17 protein-coding genes are annotated in these 17,255 nt (G+C 58.4%); 7 read left to right on the top strand and 10 right to left on the bottom strand.

Translation table 11 applies throughout. The annotated features are described in order from the left end of the window. Positions 1-383 precede the first annotated feature (383 nt). On the top strand, positions 384-836 hold the full coding sequence (locus C3418_RS18880) for a hypothetical protein (RefSeq protein WP_146054130.1): 453 nt from the start codon (positions 384-386) through the stop codon (positions 834-836). Positions 837-1,240: 404 nt separating this feature from the next. Here C3418_RS18880 and C3418_RS18875 read toward each other — a convergent pair whose 3' ends face one another. Next, positions 1,241-2,482, bottom strand: a complete 1,242-nt coding sequence (locus tag C3418_RS18875; RefSeq protein WP_103859063.1) for an ammonium transporter — start codon at positions 2,480-2,482, stop codon at positions 1,241-1,243. 25 nt (positions 2,483-2,507) lie between these two features. Then, on the bottom strand, positions 2,508-2,846 hold the full coding sequence (gene glnK, locus C3418_RS18870; protein ID WP_010675904.1) for a P-II family nitrogen regulator: 339 nt from the start codon (positions 2,844-2,846) through the stop codon (positions 2,508-2,510). A gap of 386 nt (positions 2,847-3,232) precedes the next feature. Here glnK and C3418_RS18865 point away from each other — a divergent pair, with 386 nt between their 5' ends. Together C3418_RS18865 and C3418_RS18860 are read left to right on the top strand one after the other, a co-directional pair. After that, complete coding sequence (locus C3418_RS18865; RefSeq protein WP_039040121.1) at positions 3,233-4,234, top strand: sensor domain-containing diguanylate cyclase; 1,002 nt, start codon at positions 3,233-3,235, stop codon at positions 4,232-4,234. Between the two features lie 130 nt (positions 4,235-4,364). Then, positions 4,365-4,784, top strand: a complete 420-nt coding sequence (locus tag C3418_RS18860) for a hypothetical protein (RefSeq protein ID WP_103859062.1) — start codon at positions 4,365-4,367, stop codon at positions 4,782-4,784. A 62-nt stretch (positions 4,785-4,846) separates the two neighbouring features. Here the strand turns inward: C3418_RS18860 and C3418_RS18855 are convergent, their stop codons facing one another. Next, positions 4,847-6,841, bottom strand: coding sequence for a methyl-accepting chemotaxis protein (locus C3418_RS18855; protein ID WP_039040120.1), 1,995 nt, complete (start codon positions 6,839-6,841; stop codon positions 4,847-4,849). Positions 6,842-7,169: 328 nt separating this feature from the next. Further along, entirely contained in the window at positions 7,170-7,526 is a 357-nt protein-coding gene (locus tag C3418_RS18850) for a hypothetical protein (protein ID WP_010675900.1), read from the bottom strand. A 199-nt stretch (positions 7,527-7,725) separates the two neighbouring features. Here C3418_RS18850 and C3418_RS18845 point away from each other — a divergent pair, with 199 nt between their 5' ends. Both C3418_RS18845 and C3418_RS18840 read left to right on the top strand, forming a co-directional pair. Next, entirely contained in the window at positions 7,726-8,448 is a 723-nt protein-coding gene (locus tag C3418_RS18845; RefSeq protein ID WP_010675899.1) for a response regulator, read from the top strand. A 7-nt stretch (positions 8,449-8,455) separates the two neighbouring features. After that, entirely contained in the window at positions 8,456-9,841 is a 1,386-nt protein-coding gene (locus tag C3418_RS18840) for an ATP-binding protein (protein ID WP_103859061.1), read from the top strand. Positions 9,842-10,018: 177 nt separating this feature from the next. On the opposite strand, the gene C3418_RS18835 is transcribed toward C3418_RS18840, so the two are convergent. Together C3418_RS18835 and yjbD are read right to left on the bottom strand one after the other, a co-directional pair. Continuing rightward, positions 10,019-10,228 (bottom strand): cold shock domain-containing protein, encoded by a 210-nt coding sequence (locus C3418_RS18835; RefSeq protein WP_010675897.1) that lies wholly within the window; start codon positions 10,226-10,228, stop codon positions 10,019-10,021. A 392-nt stretch (positions 10,229-10,620) separates the two neighbouring features. Next, positions 10,621-10,905, bottom strand: a complete 285-nt coding sequence (yjbD, locus tag C3418_RS18830; protein WP_039040119.1) for a DUF3811 domain-containing protein — start codon at positions 10,903-10,905, stop codon at positions 10,621-10,623. Between the two features lie 293 nt (positions 10,906-11,198). On the opposite strand from yjbD, the gene C3418_RS24840 reads away from it, so the two are divergent. After that, the gene (locus C3418_RS24840) at positions 11,199-11,324 is read left to right on the top strand and encodes a hypothetical protein (RefSeq protein ID WP_257520123.1); all 126 of its coding nucleotides are present in this window, start codon (positions 11,199-11,201) and stop codon (positions 11,322-11,324) included. A gap of 46 nt (positions 11,325-11,370) precedes the next feature. Here C3418_RS24840 and C3418_RS18820 read toward each other — a convergent pair whose 3' ends face one another. From C3418_RS18820 to C3418_RS18805, 4 genes are all read right to left on the bottom strand, one after another. Then, positions 11,371-12,141 (bottom strand): ABC transporter substrate-binding protein, encoded by a 771-nt coding sequence (locus C3418_RS18820; protein WP_069785362.1) that lies wholly within the window; start codon positions 12,139-12,141, stop codon positions 11,371-11,373. A gap of 609 nt (positions 12,142-12,750) precedes the next feature. Further along, a complete protein-coding gene (locus C3418_RS18815; protein ID WP_103859060.1) occupies positions 12,751-15,906 on the bottom strand; it encodes a type I restriction endonuclease subunit R in 3,156 nt (1,051 codons plus the stop codon). 152 nt (positions 15,907-16,058) lie between these two features. Beyond that, positions 16,059-16,478 carry a hypothetical protein gene (locus C3418_RS18810; protein ID WP_103859059.1) on the bottom strand — a complete coding sequence of 140 codons (420 nt, stop codon included), beginning with the start codon at positions 16,476-16,478 and terminating at the stop codon, positions 16,059-16,061. Further along, positions 16,475-16,891 (bottom strand): hypothetical protein, encoded by a 417-nt coding sequence (locus tag C3418_RS18805; protein ID WP_219812698.1) that lies wholly within the window; start codon positions 16,889-16,891, stop codon positions 16,475-16,477. The genes C3418_RS18810 and C3418_RS18805 overlap by 4 nt, the downstream gene beginning before the upstream one ends. A 141-nt stretch (positions 16,892-17,032) precedes the next feature. Between C3418_RS18805 and C3418_RS18800 the strand changes: the two genes are divergently transcribed. Then, a partial coding sequence (locus C3418_RS18800) for a transposase (RefSeq protein ID WP_146054115.1) occupies positions 17,033-17,255 on the top strand: 223 nt, incomplete at its 3' end.

Here is a 17,255-nt window from a genome sequence, read left to right as displayed (position 1 = left end):
CATGAATATCGACTGGGAGAAGCTCCGCCACAAGTAACGGAGCTAACAGGAGACCAGCAGATCATTTTGGAGGTATTGGGTGAGCGCTATCGGCAAATTTATTCCTAAATCAGGTGCGGAATGTCGGATAACGCCTTAAATGGCGAAGAAACGGTCTAAATAGGCTGATTCAAGGCATTTACGGGAGAAAAGATCGGCTCAAACTGAAAAAATGAAATGACTGAGTCAGCCGAGAAGAATTTCCCCGTTTATTCGCACCTTCCTTAGATTTGCCGTTACGACCTGCGCTATATTATGATTATGTGGACAGTTATAATATTGGATTGACGCCAGCAAGAGTGTCGAGTGCAGACTTTGATAGTTGTAATAACTTATACAAGGATTTGGCTGAAGTATTTTCACGTCAACTTACATTAGTTGCTGGAATAAATAATCTAATAAAACGTGGCGATCACAACATGTTTAGTGATGAAGTTAGGCTAAACAAGAAAAAAGAAATTATTCGAGGTTATTCATCTTTGGATAGGTTTGCTGACGTTGACTTTGGTAACAAGTTGGCTGCTTTAGATGATTCATTTTATAGGGTTGCTGCTGAGGCAGTTGACAGTCGATTAAGAAATGGCATTGCGCATTACAAGTATGAATATACTGAGTCGACACAGCTTATAAAAATATATCCTACTAAAGAAGGTTTAGAGAGAAAGAATTTTGATGAAATATATTTTTTGGAGTTTATGCGTAAAATTTTAATGTTGTTTAGGGAAGTACATAATATAAATCATATGATAAAAGCCATTCATTATTATTGTATATTTATTTTCAAGATTGAGGTTTGATTATATCTCGTATGTTGGGCTGCGCAGGTTCAGTACCAGCCTACCGATTTTGTAGGTTGTGGCTGAGCGTAGCGAAGCCCAACGTTTACCGCGAACTCTCTTTTTCCTGCCCCTCATCCCCGACCCTTCTCCCGCAAGGGGAGAAGGGAACAATGCTGTTACCGCTGTCCGATTACGCTTCGCTAATCGAACCTACGTGGCTGCCACCTCGATTATTTGATTCGTCCAGCCAGGGGCGCTTGCTTGCTCCTCCCCCTGCCAAGGGGAGGGGGCAAAGCAGAGGGTTCACCGGTTGCGTGGCAGAGTGGTATCACTCGAACTGCTCTCCTGCCTTCAGGGGCGCCGAGCCGCCAAAAAAAACGGAGCCCGAGGTGTCCCCCGGGCCCCGCAAGCAGATGGCGTGCTTAGATGCTGGATTTGACGCTGACGAACTCGGGGTAGGCATCGATGCCGCACTCGTGGACATCCACACCCATCATCTCTTCCTCTTCGCTGACCCGCAGGCCCATGGTGGCCTTGAGCAGGCTCCAGACCACGAGGGAGACGACAAAGACCCAGCCGAAGATGGTGGCAGCACCCAGCAACTGGGCACCGAAGGTGGCGCTCGTGTTGGAGAAGGGCACCACCATCAGGCCGAACAGGCCGCAGACGCCGTGTACCGAGATGGCACCGACCGGATCATCGATCTTCAGGCGATCGAAGGCGACGATGGCGTAGACCACCAGGGCACCGGCCAGGGCGCCGATCAGGCTGGCGAACAGCGGGCTGGGGGAGGCCGGGTCGGCGGTGATGGCGACCAGACCGCCGAGGGCGCCGTTGAGGATCATGGTGAGATCCGCCTTGCCCCAGGTGAGCTTGCTGACCAGCAGGGCGCCGACCACACCGGCGGCCGCGGCGGCGTTGGTGTTGACGAAGACGGTGCCGATGGCGGTGGCGTCAGCGGCGCTGGAGAGCGCCAGTTGGGAGCCACCGTTGAAGCCGAACCAGCCCATCCAGAGGATCAGGGTGCCCAGGGTCGCGAGCGGCAGGTTGGAGCCGGGGATGGGGTAGATCTCCCCTTGCTTGCCATATTTGCCGCGACGGGGGCCGAGCAGCAGCACGGCGGCCAGGGCAGCGGCAGCGCCCGCCATGTGGACGATGCCGGAGCCTGCGAAGTCGGAGAAGCCCGCCTCTTTCAGGAAGCCGCCGCCCCAGCTCCAGTAGCCTTCCACGGGGTAGATGAAGCCGGTCATCACCACGCAGAACAGCAGGAAGGACCAGAGCTTCATCCGCTCTGCCACCGCACCTGAGATGATGGAGGTGGCGGTGGCGACGAACACCACCTGGAAGAAGAAGTCGGCGTGCAGGGAGTGGCCCGCGTCGTCCGCCTGGCTGCCCATCAGGCTGCCAAAGCTCGGCAGCCAGCCGCCGGCGCTGTTGTCCACGTACATGATGTTGTAGCCGACCAGCAGGAACATGATGCAGGCGATGGCATAGAGCAGGATGTTCTTGGTCAGGATCTCGGTGGTGTTCTTGGCGCGGACCAGGCCGGCTTCGAGCATGGCGAACCCGGCGGCCATCCACATGACCAGCACGCCGGAGATCAGCAGGTAGAAGGTGTCGAGTGCATAGCGCAGCTCGCTGACGGATGTGATCAACTCTTCCATGTCGTATTCCTCAGTTCCAGTCGTATCAAAGGGCGTCTGCGTCGGTCTCGCCGGTGCGGATGCGCACGGCGGCCTGCAGGTCATAAACGAAGATCTTGCCGTCACCTATCTTGCCGGTGTGGGCGGCCTTGCTGATGGCTTCGATGATCTGCTCGACGTTGTCGGCCAGGGTGGCGATCTCCAGCTTTACCTTGGGCAGGAAATCCACCTGGTATTCGGCACCCCGGTACAGCTCGGTGTGCCCCTTCTGGCGGCCAAACCCCTTGACCTCGGAAACCGTCAGCCCCTCGACGCCGAGGTTGGCGATGGCTTCGCGCACGTCGTCGAGTTTGAACGGCTTGATGATGGCGGTGATTAATTTCATGCAATATCCCCAATCCTTGTGGTTCACCCAGATAAAGGCAAATATTGCGCCAGAAAAGTATTTTTCTTTTTATTCATGCACTTACTTATTAATCGCAGCACTGGTCAGCGAGGCTTGCCCAATATGGGCAGGGCTGCGCCAAAGGTGTGCACCGCCGTGGTGCAATCTGGCCAGCAGAAGAACGGAAGGGAGCGTGACGGCGCGCAAGACTAGAAAGTGTGCGGGCTGCTACTGTTGTTCAACAAGAGGGCAACCTGGCCGATAACCCGTCATGACGGGGTGTCGAGGCCAGTCGCCCCCTTGAAGGCTCGACCGGCAGGCCCGGTTTTCCCGCCAGGTCAACAAGCGGATCCGTGGCGCCGAGTAGCAGAACAAGGAAGGTTTTCATGCTGCATGACAATGAGATGACAAGGCTACCGGCCCTCGACGAGGCCGTGATGAGCGGCATGCTGGAGGTCGTGAGCGACGGTCTCTGGGACTGGAATGCCAACACCGGCTATGTCCATCGCTATCCCGGCTGGTATCAGATGCTGGGGTATGAGCCCCACTCCCTCGACAACACCGTCTTCACCTGGGAGAACCTGATCCACCCGGACGATCTGGCACAGGTCATGGAGAGCTTCGATGCCTGCCTGAGTGGGCGGGCGGCGGACTACCGGGCCGAATACCGCTGCCGTTGCCGTAACGGTGACTACCTCTGGGTGGCGGATTGTGGCCGCATCGTCGCACGCAACCCGGACGGCAGTGTCGCCAGGATGGTGGGGGCACACCGCAACATCCACGCCCAGCGGGAACTCTACGCCAGGCTGGAGCTGCAAAACCGCACCCTGGAGCAGCAGGTGGCGCAGCGTACCGCCGAACTGGAGCGGCTCAACCAGGCATTGCAGTTCCAGGTGGAGGAGAACCGCCGCCTGGCGGAGACGGACTCCCTGACCGGCGCGGCCAGCCGCTATCGGCTGGAGCAGGCGGTGCGGCTGGAGCATGAGCGCGCCAAGCGCTTCAAGGAGCCCTTTGCCGTGATCGCCATGGACGTGGACGACTTCAAGCAGATCAACGATCGCCATGGCCACGGGGTGGGGGACCAGACCCTGATCGATATCGTGCAGCTGACCCGGGGCTGCATCCGCGAGATCGATCTGCTGGCCCGCTGGGGGGGTGACGAGTTCATGCTGGTGCTTCCCAATACCCGGTTGCCCGACGCCCGGGTGGTGGCCGAGAAGCTGAGGCAGCGCCTGAGCCATGCCAGGGTCAAGGGGATCGAGCCCGTGACCTTGAGTTTCGGGTTGGTGGAGTCCGACCCCGACGAGCAGGTGTCCCACCTGATGGCGCGGGTCGACAGGGCGCTCTACCGGGCCAAGCTGGCGGGCAAGGACCAGCTCAGCGGCTGACAAGGGCACTGGTCGGAGCCGCTACGGGGCTTTTCCCCCCCGAATACGGCTTGACCAAGGGATTTTCTTGACTCCAATTCATCCCGCTGGTTTCATGCGCGCTCTTTTCATTCTTGCGAGATGTATCTTCATGAAAAAGTCCTTGCTGATTGCCCTGACCGCCCTGCCTCTGGTAGCCCACGCCGGCCTGATGGATTCCCTGACCGACACCGTGACCAGCAGCGTCACCAGCACCGCCAAAGAGATGGCTGGCAACGCCATGGACACCGCTTCCAACGAAGCGATCAAGAAGGCCCTGGACATCAAGGAAGGCGGCTCCAACAAGCAGGCCATCAAGGACAAGCTGGGCGCCCCGGCCAGCACCAAGACCAAGACCGACGCCGGTCTGGAAGTATGGACCTATGACCTGGACGCTCTGAACAAGGCCTCCCCGCTGCTGGCCGAGACCACCAAGTCCCTGCTGAAAGACTCCGAAGTGGCCCAGAAGAATGTGGTCATCAAGTTCGAAGGCGAGACCGTGAAGACCCTGAACCTGGCCAACAAGGCCTGAGTCCTGGCAAAGTGAATGAAAAAGGGGCCCGCGGGCCCCTTTTTGCTGCCTGGTGTTCAGGCTCACACCTTGAAGCGGTGTACCAGAGCCAGCAACTGGCGGTTGGACCCCAGCAGGGTGGCGGCGCTCTGCTCCGTGTTGCCGCCGTTCTCCACCAGGAGGTTCAGCATGTCGCGAATGCTCACCATGTTGCGGTTGATCTCCTCGGTCACCCGGCTCTGCTCCTCGGCAGCGGTGGCGATCTGGCTGCTGAGATCGTGGATCTGCACCACGGCGTCGGCCATGGTGTCGAGGCCGCCGGTGACCTGCCCCGTGGTGTCGGCCGCCGCCTGGCAACTGCGCTTGGTCTGCTCCATGGCGACCACGGCCTCGGCGACCCCCTGGGTGAGCCGTGACAACATGCTGCCCACTTCGGCGGTGCTGTTCTGGGTGCGTGCCGCGAGGGCGCGCACCTCGTCGGCCACCACCGCGAAGCCCCGGCCCTGTTCACCGGCCCGGGCCGCCTCGATGGCGGCGTTGAGCGCCAGCAGGTTGGTCTGGGCGGCGATGCCGCCGATCACCCCGAGCACGCTGCCGATCTGCTGGGCATCTTCCTGCATCTCCAGCACCTTGGCGGCGGCGAGATCCACCTCGTCGATGAGGGCCACCACGCTGGCGGAGGCCGATCCCACCACCTTGCGGGAGCTGGCCGCCTGACCGTTGGCGGCCTCGGTGAAGCTGGCGGAGTCGTTGGCGTGGCGGGCAACGCTGTCGGCGGTGGAGCTGAGTTCGTTGAGGGCGGTGACGACCTGATCGGTTTCGCTGGCGTGTTCTCCCAGGATCCGCCTGGCCTGCCCGGTCTGCTGATCGAGCTGGGCCAGCTCGCGGGTGATGAGGTCGGTGGCGGCGGTCACCTGCACCATCATCTGTTGCAGGAAGGCGATGAAGCGGTTGACCGACAGGGCGATGTTGTCCAGCTCGTCATGCCCTTTGACCTGGATGCGGGCGGTCAGATCGGCGTCGCCGGCGCTGAGGGCGTCGATGTTGAGCTTGAGGGTCTGCAGGCGGCTGCCAAGCTGGCTGATGGCCAGCACCATGAGCACGAACAGCAGCCCCGCCAGGGGGAGCTGGATGCTCGCCAGGGTGGCGAGCACATCCCGGCTGTCCTGGGTCAGGGTGCGGGTCGGCAGGGCGGCGGCCAGCAACCAGGGGGTCCCTTCGATGGCCTCCATCAGCAGGGTCTGTTCCTCACCCTGATCCTGGAAGGTGGTACGCAGCTGCCCCTTGCTCGCATCCTGGCCCAGCAGGCCGCTGATGGCGAGGGCGAAGGGATAGTCAGCGTGGGCGGAGAGGTTGCCGAGCACCACATCCCCGGTCAGACGGGCGTTGCGGCTCAGGATCTTGCCGTCAGCCTCGATGATCATCACCTGACCGCCGATCTCCTGCTCTTTCTTGGCCACCAGGTCGTTGAAGAAGCCCAGGGTGACGTCTATGGTCGACACCCCGTAGAGGGCGCCATCCTGGTAGATCCCCATGGCGCAGTTGGTTCTCGGCTGCTGGCTCGCGCCATCCTTGTAGGCGGCGGCCCAGGCACAGACGCCACGGGGCGCCTGCTGGCCAGCCTTGTGCCAGGGCTGATCGAAATAGTTGGGCGCCTCTGCCGAGTTCCAGTAGGTGTTGGGAATGAGGGCGTTGGAGGCATCCCTGTGGAAGAAGGTACTGAACTTGGCGCGCCCCGCCTCCCGCTTGTCCGGCAGGGGCCAGATGCCGCCACCGAAGACCATGCCGTTGCCGTACTGGTCGATGAGGGCCGGGAGCTGGGCATCTATCTGCTCGCTCGGCAGTTGTGCCACCAGCTGGGTGATGCTGCGCGACTGGGTCTGTACCCCGTTGAGCTGGTCACGGATATCGGTCGCTATCTCGCCGACTCGCAGCGCCACGTTCTCCTCCCCCGCTTTTTGCAGGGCGGGAGTGATCCAGATCTGGATGCCGATCACCGTCAGGGCGCACACCAGCGCCATGAAGCCCAGAAAAACGGCGGTATAGCGCCCCTTGATTGTGCCCAGATTCCATCCCATAACGACTCCTGTCCACTGTGTCCGGGATCGTGCCCGCATCTGTTGTGTGAGGGGCCATTATGATTTATTTCGAAAGTGAAACGTTTGTTATCGCTCACATAACATGATGCGGCCAGGCAGGAAAAGGTGAAAAAACTGGGGGGGAGACAAAAAAAGGGTGGCTTGCGCCACCCTGTCGTTTTCGCCGGTGTCGGGGCAGGGCCCCGCCGGCTCACGGGTCTGCTTCGGCAAACCGCTTCATTACGTCGACTTACTGCTTTGCTTCTGCGAACTGCTTGATCATCTCGACTTACTGGTCTGCTTCGGCAAACGGCTTCATTACTTCGCTTTACTGGTTTGCTTCTGCGAACTGCTTCATCACCTCGGCATGCTTGATCATGCCGTCGGCACGCAGACCAAGGTTCTTCACGAACTCCGCCTTCTTGGCCGGATCTTCAATCTTGTCGTAGCGCTGTTGCAGATGGGCCTGGATCTGTTCCGGGGTCATGTTCTTCATGCGGGCCATCTTGTCGTGGCGGCCGCCATGATGTTTGCCGCCCATCATGCCGGTACCGTCCATGGGGCAACCGGTCGCCGTGGCCTGGGTCGGTTGCGCGGTGGAGACCGCCTCGCTGGCGGCATAGGCGCCCAGCGGCAGGCCGAGGATCAGGGTGGCGGTCAGCAGGGTCTTGGTCAGCTTTTTCATGGGTAACTCCTGTCGGATGTGTACGGGTAGAGGCTCTTTCGCCTTGGTATCCAGTAAACACCGTGGAAGTGTCTGAAATTTGCCAGTAGAAGCCTATTTTGTAGCAGAGTGTGGCACAGGGGCGTGCTGGCACACTTTGACACAACCCGCCCGGTTGATTTTCGTATAATCGCCCCAGCCCGATAACGGAGAGATGATGATGAACCAAGGCAGCCCTCATATTCTGGTGGTCGATGACCACAGCGAGATCCGCGATCTGCTCAAGCGCTTTCTGGAGCAGCATGGCATGCGCGTCAGTTGCGCCCGCGATGGTAAAGAGATGAAGCGGCTGCTGGATGAGCGGGAGTTCGACCTGCTGGTGCTGGATCTGATGATGCCGGGGGAGGATGGCCTCACCCTGTGCCGCGAGCTCAGGGTCAAATCCCGTCTGCCGATCATCATGCTGACCGCCATGGGGGAGGAGACGGACCGCATCATCGGCCTGGAGATGGGGGCGGACGACTACCTCTCCAAGCCGTTCAACCCGCGGGAGCTGCTGGCCCGCATCAAGGCGGTGATGCGCCGCACCCAGGCGGAGAGCCTGCCCGTGCCGGAGACCCTGACCCGGGATCTGCGCTTCGATCGCTGGCTGCTCGACGTCAATCGCCGGGAGCTGGTGGACGAGGAGGGGGTGGGGATGAGCCTCTCCACCGCCGAGTTCGATCTGCTCAAGGTGTTTCTGGAGCGGCCCCAGCGGGTGCTGAGCCGGGATCAGTTGCTGGATCTGGCCCGTGGCCGGGAGGCGGTGGCCTTCGATCGCGCCATCGATACCCTGGTGAGCCGACTGCGGCGCAAGCTGGAGCGGGATCCCAAGAATCCCGAGCTCATCAAGACCATCTGGGGTGGCGGTTACCTGTTCGCCGCCGACGTGACCCAGGAGTGAGGCCGACATGATCAAGCGCGTCTTCGCCAAGCTGCTGCCCAAGGGGTTGACCGGCCAGATAGTGCTGGTGGCCCTGGCGGGGCTGGTGCTGATCCAGCTGCTCAGTATCCAGATCTACCGTTCGGACAGGGAGGAGGCCCTCGGTTACGTCAACAGCCGCAACGCCATGCAACGCATCATCTCCGTGGTACGCCTGCTCTCCCTCTCCCCTCCTTCCCTCTATCACGAGATCCTCAAGGCAAGCCGCAGCGAGACCCTGCTGCTGCGTCTGGCCGACGAACCGTTGCAGCCGGACAACCGCAGCCCCCGCTTCGAGAAGCTGGTGCGGGCCAAGCTCGGCTATCCATCCTCCCTGGCGGTGGAGATCAGCGCCGAGCTGAAGCAGGACATCCAGCGCAGCCGGGCCTGGCAGCACCACAACCGCATGATGAAGGATCGCAACGGCATGCCGCCGCCCCAGGACATGCGGCTCTACGGCTCCATCGAACTGCCCAACGGCGGCTGGCTCCAGTTCAGCTCCCTGGTGGACAAGGAGACGGCGAGCTGGTCCTGGCAGACCACCCTCAACCTGCTGCTGGTGGCGAGCCTGGTGATCGGCCTGATGATCTGGCTGTTCCGCCGGGCGACCCGTCCCCTCAAGCAACTGGCGGCCAACGCCGACAGGCTGGGGCGTGGTGAGGACATCGAGCCCCTGCGTGAGGAGGGGCCCACCGAGATCCGCGAGTCCATCCAGGCCTTCAACCGGATGCACACCCGGCTCGATCGCTTCGTGCAGGACAGAACCCGGATGCTGGCCGCCATCTCCCACGACCTGCGCACCCCCATCACCAGCCTGCGGCTGCGCAGCGAGTTTCTGGCGGACGGGGAAGACAAGGACCGCTTCCAGCAGACCCTGCAGCAGATGGAGCAGATGCTGGCGGCGACCCTGAGCTTTGCCCGGGAGGAGGGGCAGCAGGAGGCGACCCGGGAGCTGGATCTGGTCAGCCTGCTGGAGAGCCTGTGTGACGACTATGCCGACATGGGCCAGCCCGTCACCTGCCTGGCCGAGGGCAAGCAGGTTTACGCCTGCCGCGCCAACACCCTGCGCCGGGTACTGCAAAACCTCATCGGCAACGCCATCAAGTACGCAGGGGGGGCCGAGGTCTCGTTGGTGCGCGGTGACGGCGAGTTGCTGATCCTGGTTCGCGATCAGGGGCCGGGGATTGCGGAGAGCCAGCTGGAGGAGGTGTTCAAGCCCTTCGTGCGCCTGGATGAAGCCCGCAACACCGAGTCTGGCAGCGTGGGACTGGGGCTCGCCATCGCCCGCACCCTGGTGCACCAGCACGGCGGTGAGCTCAGCCTTCACAATCGCCAGGAGGGGGGGCTGGAGGCGCGGATCAGCCTGCCCCTGTAAGGAACCTGACCAGGAAATGGGGCACCACCAGGGTGCCCTTTTTGCTGGCCGTGGCGAGAGGGAAGCAGGGCAACACGCCGGTCACCCGGAAACGGGCAACAAAAAACCCGCCGAAGCGGGTTTTTTCAATTCTTGCTGAGGCCCTTGCCCAAAGAGGGGAAGGTGCTCCGGCTTGAATTACTGCGGAACGACGTTCGCAGCAGCCGGGCCTTTCTGGCCTTGCTCGATGGTGAACTCAACGCGCTGACCTTCTTCCAGGGTTTTGAAACCGTTGGACTGGATGGCGGAGAAGTGAACGAACACGTCTTTGCTGCCGTCAGCCGGGGAGATGAAACCGAAGCCTTTCTCGGCGTTGAAGAATTTTACGGTACCAGTCATTTTGGACATGATAATTTCCTTGAGTAGTGATTAGTGAAACGCCACCTGAGCGGCAATCCATGATTTTTCGTCAGAAATACGTATGGGGAGCACTAAAGAAGGAGAATTATCTGGCAAGAATTATCGGGGATAACTGCCTGCACAAATCACTGCTTTAAGATGACTGCCTAACATAATCAGGTCTGAACTACCGAACCATCGAAAACGATTAGAACACGCACACCCTGTCATGGCAATCTTTATCTTGGTATTCGTTTCAGTCAGTGATGGCTGGATAGGCGTTTTATCCGGGTGTGCATCAGCTGCCAGGCGCCTCCTGCTGCCCTTTTCAGGGGGATGACAGGACGCTCTGCCAGCCCCCTTTTATGCAGCAGCGTCATCTGCGTGCATTCATGCTGCCGTTACCGTCTGCCACGGTATTTGTTGCTGACGGAATCGGACCAGCTGAAGGTGTCAGGCAGCACTTGGGCGCTGGCTCGCTCCTTGGCTTTCTCCCGCGCCAGTGCGGAAGCCGCCTTGGCGGCCTGGGCGCGATCGGCGGCGATCTTCTGGCGTCCTGCTTCGCGGATCTTGTTGCGCTCCCCGTTGGTCAGGGTGTGATCGGCATTGGCCTGGGCCTTTTGCACCAGCAGGGCAATCTCGGCTTTTTCGGCCTCGGTCAGATCCTTCATTTCCAGCTTCTTCATGACGCGCTCCTGCGATCGTTGAATGCCCACCCTAACACACCTCCATCGGGGACAGACTGACCATCCGTCCCAGGATGTCAAAAGTGTCGCCCGGTCGTCATTTCCGAGGGGAGCACGCGACGGGAACGCCTGGCTGACAGGCGTTGCCGGGAGGCTGGATCCCGGCGGAAGATTGGGAGTATGCTGAGGCCAGTGCGATCCCCGATCGTCACTGTTGGCGTACTGAAATCCACGATTCGGCTGACATGCTGGAACACCCGTTCCAACTGTCCAGGTAACCTTTTTGGAGTCTGATGATGAGCAACAAAGAACAGCATCACGGCAAAGATGCCAAGAAAAAACCGCAGATGTCACTGAAAGAGAAACGCGAAGCCAAACGTCAGAAAGCAGAGCTGAAAAACGGCAGCGCGATGAAGTAACGCTCCATCCACTGCGGCTCCCCGGAGCCGGTATCAAGCCAGTCCATCATGGGCTGGCTTTTTTGTCTCCGGCAGTAGAGGTGGTGCCATAGGCGGCAAAGATCCGCTCATAGCGCCCGTCCGCCTTCATCTTGGCGAGCTGTCTGTCGAACCATTGCCGGTGGCCCGCCTCGCGAAAGGCGAAGTGGTAGTGAGTCGGGGGGAAGAGGTCGTGCTGTCCGACCTTGTCCTTGGGATAGCGGTCGCCCTCCTGGTCATCCCCGAGCAACTGCGCCAGATAGTAGTAGAACACCCGCTGTTCCAGGATCACGGCATCGGTGCGCCCGAGCAGGAGCCGCTGTACCTGTCCCTCCTGCCTCGCCACCTCTTCATAACGGGGATTCTGGTCGACGATGTCGGAGAAGGTCGTTCCCAGGATCTGTCGTGCACGCTGGAAAGCACTGACTCGCAGGGTCTGCAAATCCTTCATGGTGTGGACTGCCGTCGGCGCCAGGGTGAAGACCCGGTTGTGGAAGGTGATCACCGGCTGTGAGAGGTAGGCACTTTCCAGCATGCCGGGTTTGACGTTGATGATGGCGTCCAGCTTGCCTTCCTCCAGCATCCTGAAGGTGCGCTCCAGGGGAAGATAGACGACCTGCAGCTCATGGGGGCTGCCTGCGAAGGCCTCTCGCATGAGATCGAGTTCGATGCCCCTGTCTTCGTGGCTGATGACATAGGGAGGAATGGCAAAGCTGACACCCACCCGCAGCGGCTCCGCGGCAAGGTGGCCGCCGAACATCAGCAGGGCGAGGCACAGCAGACGGCTCAAGTAGTTCATGCAGGTTCCCGAAGGGAGAAATCGTCTCGATGATAGCCACAAGCCTGGACGAAGGGGACGTAAAGCGGGGGAAAGTGGCAGCAACATGGTCGTCGGGGGAGGTGAATGCGTCAGAAACAGGTAAAAAAAGGCCCTGATGAATCAGGGCCTGCCGCAGGGGATCAGAACGGAAGGGCAGGAACTTTTCAGTGTAACTGCCACTGTGTGTGTGAGTTGGTTGAGTGCAAGCCAAGTAACCACAGGTTCTATCCACCTTGCTATCTCACCCATATGCTCTTAAATCGCATTAAACCTATCATTAATGCAGTTCGTGTAAACATCTTATGCATTTACGATAAAAAAGTTTACACAACTTGTCGAACGTCTTCCTCTGCTTATAGAGGTCATACTACGGAAGGTGAGAACAAGTACCCTCCACAACAAAACTGAAAATTTTAGTCGATTTAATTCAAATGCTTACAAAGGCGTATTTTTGTACTTGGTGACTTATTCGCACCTTCCCAAGGCACAGGTAGATTTAACTCGTCTTATGGAAAATCACTACCTGGCGCCCTACCAAGGCAACAGATGATAAAAACCACCCTTTCTTCGGGTGGTTTTTTATTTCTGCTATTTGGCGGCGTTATCTCGCCAACCCCCAATCCCTTTGAGCAGCAGATCCAGCAACAGGTGTTGCAGGGCTACGGCTTTCTCTGGGGCGGAGAGGTAATCCAGCGACATGCCTTGCTGGGTGTCCATGCGTGCGATCACCGCTTCATCCACGGCCTTGGGGTAGTCACCCAGCATGATTGCGTCGCGATCATTGTTGTTGACCTGCTCCATCAGTGTCGTGTTTTCACTCAGCTTACTGGCCATGCCGTGCAGCCAGTCGAGCTTGTCGCCCTCTGTTACTTCGACACCGAACAGGTCATTCATCCGCGCCAGCAGTTCCGAGATGAAGTCTTTCTTCTCCTCCTTCGGTGCGGCACTGCCCAGAGCCGAGATGCCCTGCAAACCATAGCCTTCGGCATCCTCCTTGAGCTTCAGATCCTGGGTGCGCTTGGCCTTGAGGTTGTAGTGGGTGAGCATCACGGCGGAGAGGTCGATCTCGTCCTCTTCGAGGATCTCCTGACGCAATAGCGGCAACAGATGGCGGGCAAAGACACACAGCCGCTCCATCTCATAGTCATCAAAGGCGGTGATCTGCGAGACAAACTCGTAGAAGCGCACATAGCCGTTGAGGTCTTTCTTGAAGATATCGAGCTCGGAGCGGGCTTCGCCCGCTTCTTTGAGGCGCCGTTCGGCATTGGCCTTGTCGGTGGCCGAGCCGCCTTGTTCAACCAGTTTCAACATGCGCCGACATTCGCGGATGGTCTCGGTGGTGAAGCCATAGCGTTTGCTGAAGCGGTCGACTGCCGGTTTGATATAACCCAGCATGGCTTCCTGACCCCGTTTCGGGTCGAAATAGGCATCGGTAAAGGCCACCACCTCATTCCAGGTGAAGATGCCGGTGCTCTTGAGCTTGTGGAACAGGTCATAGACCAGATTGGGATCCGAGACGGTTTCCAGCTCTGCCGTCTCGTAATACTTCTGGAACTCCTCCAGCACATCCTGCGGATCGTTGACAAAATCCAGCACGAAGGTGGAGGTCTTGCCCGGACACGTCCGGTTCAGGCGCGAGAGGGTCTGGATGCAGTCCACGCCCGTCAGCTTCTTGTCCACATACATGGCGCACAGCTTGGGCTGGTCAAAGCCGGTCTGGAACTTGTTGGCAACCAGCATCACCTGATAATCCTGGGTATCGAACGCCTTGCGCATATCCCGGCCATTGAGCTCCGGGTTCATGTTGCGCTCGGTGAAGCTCTGGCCGTCAGCCTCGATCTCTCCCGAGAAAGCTACCATGGCGCGGATGCCCCGGTATTTTTGCTCCTGCACATACTTATCGAACGCCAGCTTGTAGCGTACCGCCTCCATGCGGCTGCTGGTCACCACCATGGCCTTGGCCTGTCCGGCCAGCAGAGGTGCCACGTTCTGGCGGAAGTGTTCGATGATCACCTGCACCTTCTGGCCTATGTTGTGCGGGTGCAGTCGCACCCACTGGGAGAGCTTGCGCTTGGCCCGCTTGCTGTCCACCTCTTTGTCGGCCTCTGCGCTCTCCATCGCCAGCTTGTAGGCCAGCCGGTAACTGGTGTAGTTCTTCAGCACATCGAGGATAAAACCCTCTTCGATGGCCTGGCGCATGGTGTAGACGTGGAACGGCTGCGGCTTGTTGTCGTTGCTGCTCGGCATATTCGGCTTCGGTCTGCGACCGAACAGCTCCAGCGTCTTGGCCTTGGGCGTTGCGGTGAAGGCAAAGTAGCTGATATTGGCACTGCCAGCCCGGGCGGCCAGCGTCAGGTTGATCACATCCTCTGCCGAGAGCTCCTCCTCATCATCCAGTTGCTCGGCCATCAGCACCTCGCGCAACTGGCGAGCAGTCTTGCCGGTCTGGCTGGAATGGGCTTCATCGGCCACCACGGCAAACCGGCTGCCCTTGAGACTGGTGGTTTCCTGGATGGCCTTGAGCACATAGGGGAAGGTCTGAATGGTGACGATAATAATCGGCGTGCCGTTGGCCAGGGCGCCAGCCAGCTGGGCCGACTTGCTGCCATCGCCCTCTTCACGGTTGATGCGGGAAATGACGCCATCGGCATGTTCAAACTGGGCTATGGTCTCCTGCAACTGGCTATCGAGCACGGTGCGGTCGGTAATGACAATCACCGAATCGAACTGTTTCTGGCTACCGCTGCGCAGTGAGGCAAGCTGATGGGTCAGCCAGGCGATGGAGTTGGATTTACCGGAGCCCGCCGAGTGCTGGATCAGATACTTCTGGCCACTGCCCTCGTCACGCACAGCGCCCAGCAGGGTTTCTACCACGTTCCACTGGTGATAGCGCGGGAAGATCAGGCTCTCTTTCTTCTTGAGGCGCCCCAGATCGTCCTCTTCATGCTGCACATGCAGGTGCATATAGCGGCCGAGGATCTTGAGCAGAGCCTCCGGTTGCAGGATCTCCTGCCACAGATACTCGGTGCCATAGCCGCTCTCTGGCTGATCGTTACCGGCGCCACCGTCACGGGTGCCCCGGTTAAAGGGCAGAAAATAGGTGCTTTCGCCTGCGAGCTTGGTGGTCATCGCCACCTCAAACTGATTCACGGCAAAATGGACCAGGGCGCCACGGCGGAAGGCCAGCAGCGGCTCGACCTTACCCGCTGTTTTCAGCTGCCTGTCCTTGCGGTACTGCTGCTTGGCGTTTTCCAGACTCTGTTTGAAGCAGGATTTGAGCTCCAGCGTCGCAATCGGCAGGCCGTTTAAAAACAGCGTCAGATCCAGCCGCCCATCGTAGCCGTGGGGGCTGTAGACCAGCTCCGGCACCACGCGCAGACGATTCATGGCATAGCGGGTCGTGAGCTCAGGATTCAGATCATGGTCCGGTTTGAAGGTCGCCACAGCCAGGCGATGGCCGCGATCCTCAATCTGGTTACGCAACAGCCACAGGGTGCCGCGCTCCTGGCCTTCCAGCGCCCGCACGGCGGCATTGAGCAGATGACGCTCCGGCTCCTCGCCATAGGTCTTGCAGAACTTGGCCCAGCCTTCAGGCTGGCTCTGCTGCACATAGGCAAGCAAGTCCTCGGGGTAGAGCGCCCGCTCGCAGTCGTACTTGGCCGACTCACCGACCAGCCAGCCGCTGGCTTGCAATGCGTTAACGATATGATCCTGAAAGGCTCTTTCCCGTGCTTTGCTATCCATGATGCTTAGTCCATAAATTCGAGTGGCTGGGGTGTCCACGGTAAAAATTCGTTATAGGCGGAATGGCCTTAGGTGCGAGTGCCATAGAGTCAGAGCACAGTTACCTTAGGATGGAGGCGGATAGCTCGAACCATTGAACCTGAGTTCGATAGCTATTCCGTAAGATCTTGGTCCCTTCCACAATACTGCTCATTGCAGCGATACGATGCCCACCAATCCTGTAATTTCTTGGTTGATAGTTGTCCCGCATTATGACGTTTGATTTCATGCAGATAGAAGCAAACACTCTGTTGTGCTTCTTCGGCTATCCTGGCACAAGTCGCGATATCGGGCCCCTCTCGAAGCATTAGCATATGTTGGTCGACCGCCAGACGGATTTTCTTGTCGTACTCCTTGAGTAACTGTCCATCAATAACAGCCACAGATTTACCACCACGCTGTAATGGTATTGCTAATCGATGATCTGCCTTCTTCAGCATCCTTGTTCGATCAGATATATCCATCGCGGCCTGATAAACAGAGGTCAGAGCAGAAACTCCACTCAAAAATAGATTCGCCAGGTCATAAGTCATGCCGCCACCTCGCGCTTGGGTGGCTGCCAGCCACGCAGATCAATCTTGCCGGTCACGGCGGCAGAAATAAGAGCGGTGCGACGTTCTTGGAGCAGTGTAATTTGTTTTATGGCACGATCAGTTAACTCATCAAACTGGAATTCCATTTTTTCGATAAAAGTTACAATACTATCTTGTTCCAACTTACAAGGCATCGGCATTTGTATTCGACCGAGTTCATCAAAATACAAACGTAAACGCATTTCCATAATTCCACGAGACCACCGTTTAAACTCTCTCTGTGCAAGGTTTGTTCTAAATAGATAATGATAGAATTTTGGATTGATGTTTTTTGTTGCTCGTAAAATATCGTAAGCAGGGCTTGTTACGCCATTGTAATCTGAATAACCAACTGCACCCATCCATGCCAGCAACTTATTAACTACAATATCGCCTTTTTTTACAAGCCAATACCCATCTGTTGTAGAGGCTTTGTTACCTTTTCCTGATTACCCATGATTAGCAGTCACCACGAGCTATACTGATCTTACGTACAGTTACTGAGGTGCGAGATCATGGCCAAAAGCAAAGTCCAATTCCAGAAAGGCTACAGCCTGTTTGATTTTTTCAAGGACTATGGCACTGAAGCGCAGTGCGAAAACGCGCTGCTTGCTTGGCGTTTTCCGAACGGTTTCATCTGTCCTGAGTGCGCCAACAAGACCTGCTGTCGCCTGAAAAGTCGGCCACGCGTGCTGCAATGCAATAACTGCCGTCACCAGATGTCATTGACTGGAAACA

The organism is Aeromonas sp. ASNIH8 (genome assembly GCF_002919855.1).
GTDB lineage: Bacteria > Pseudomonadota > Gammaproteobacteria > Enterobacterales > Aeromonadaceae > Aeromonas > Aeromonas caviae.
Note: the sequence above shows the minus strand (reverse complement) of the source record. Positions and strands in the feature narration are given on the sequence as shown.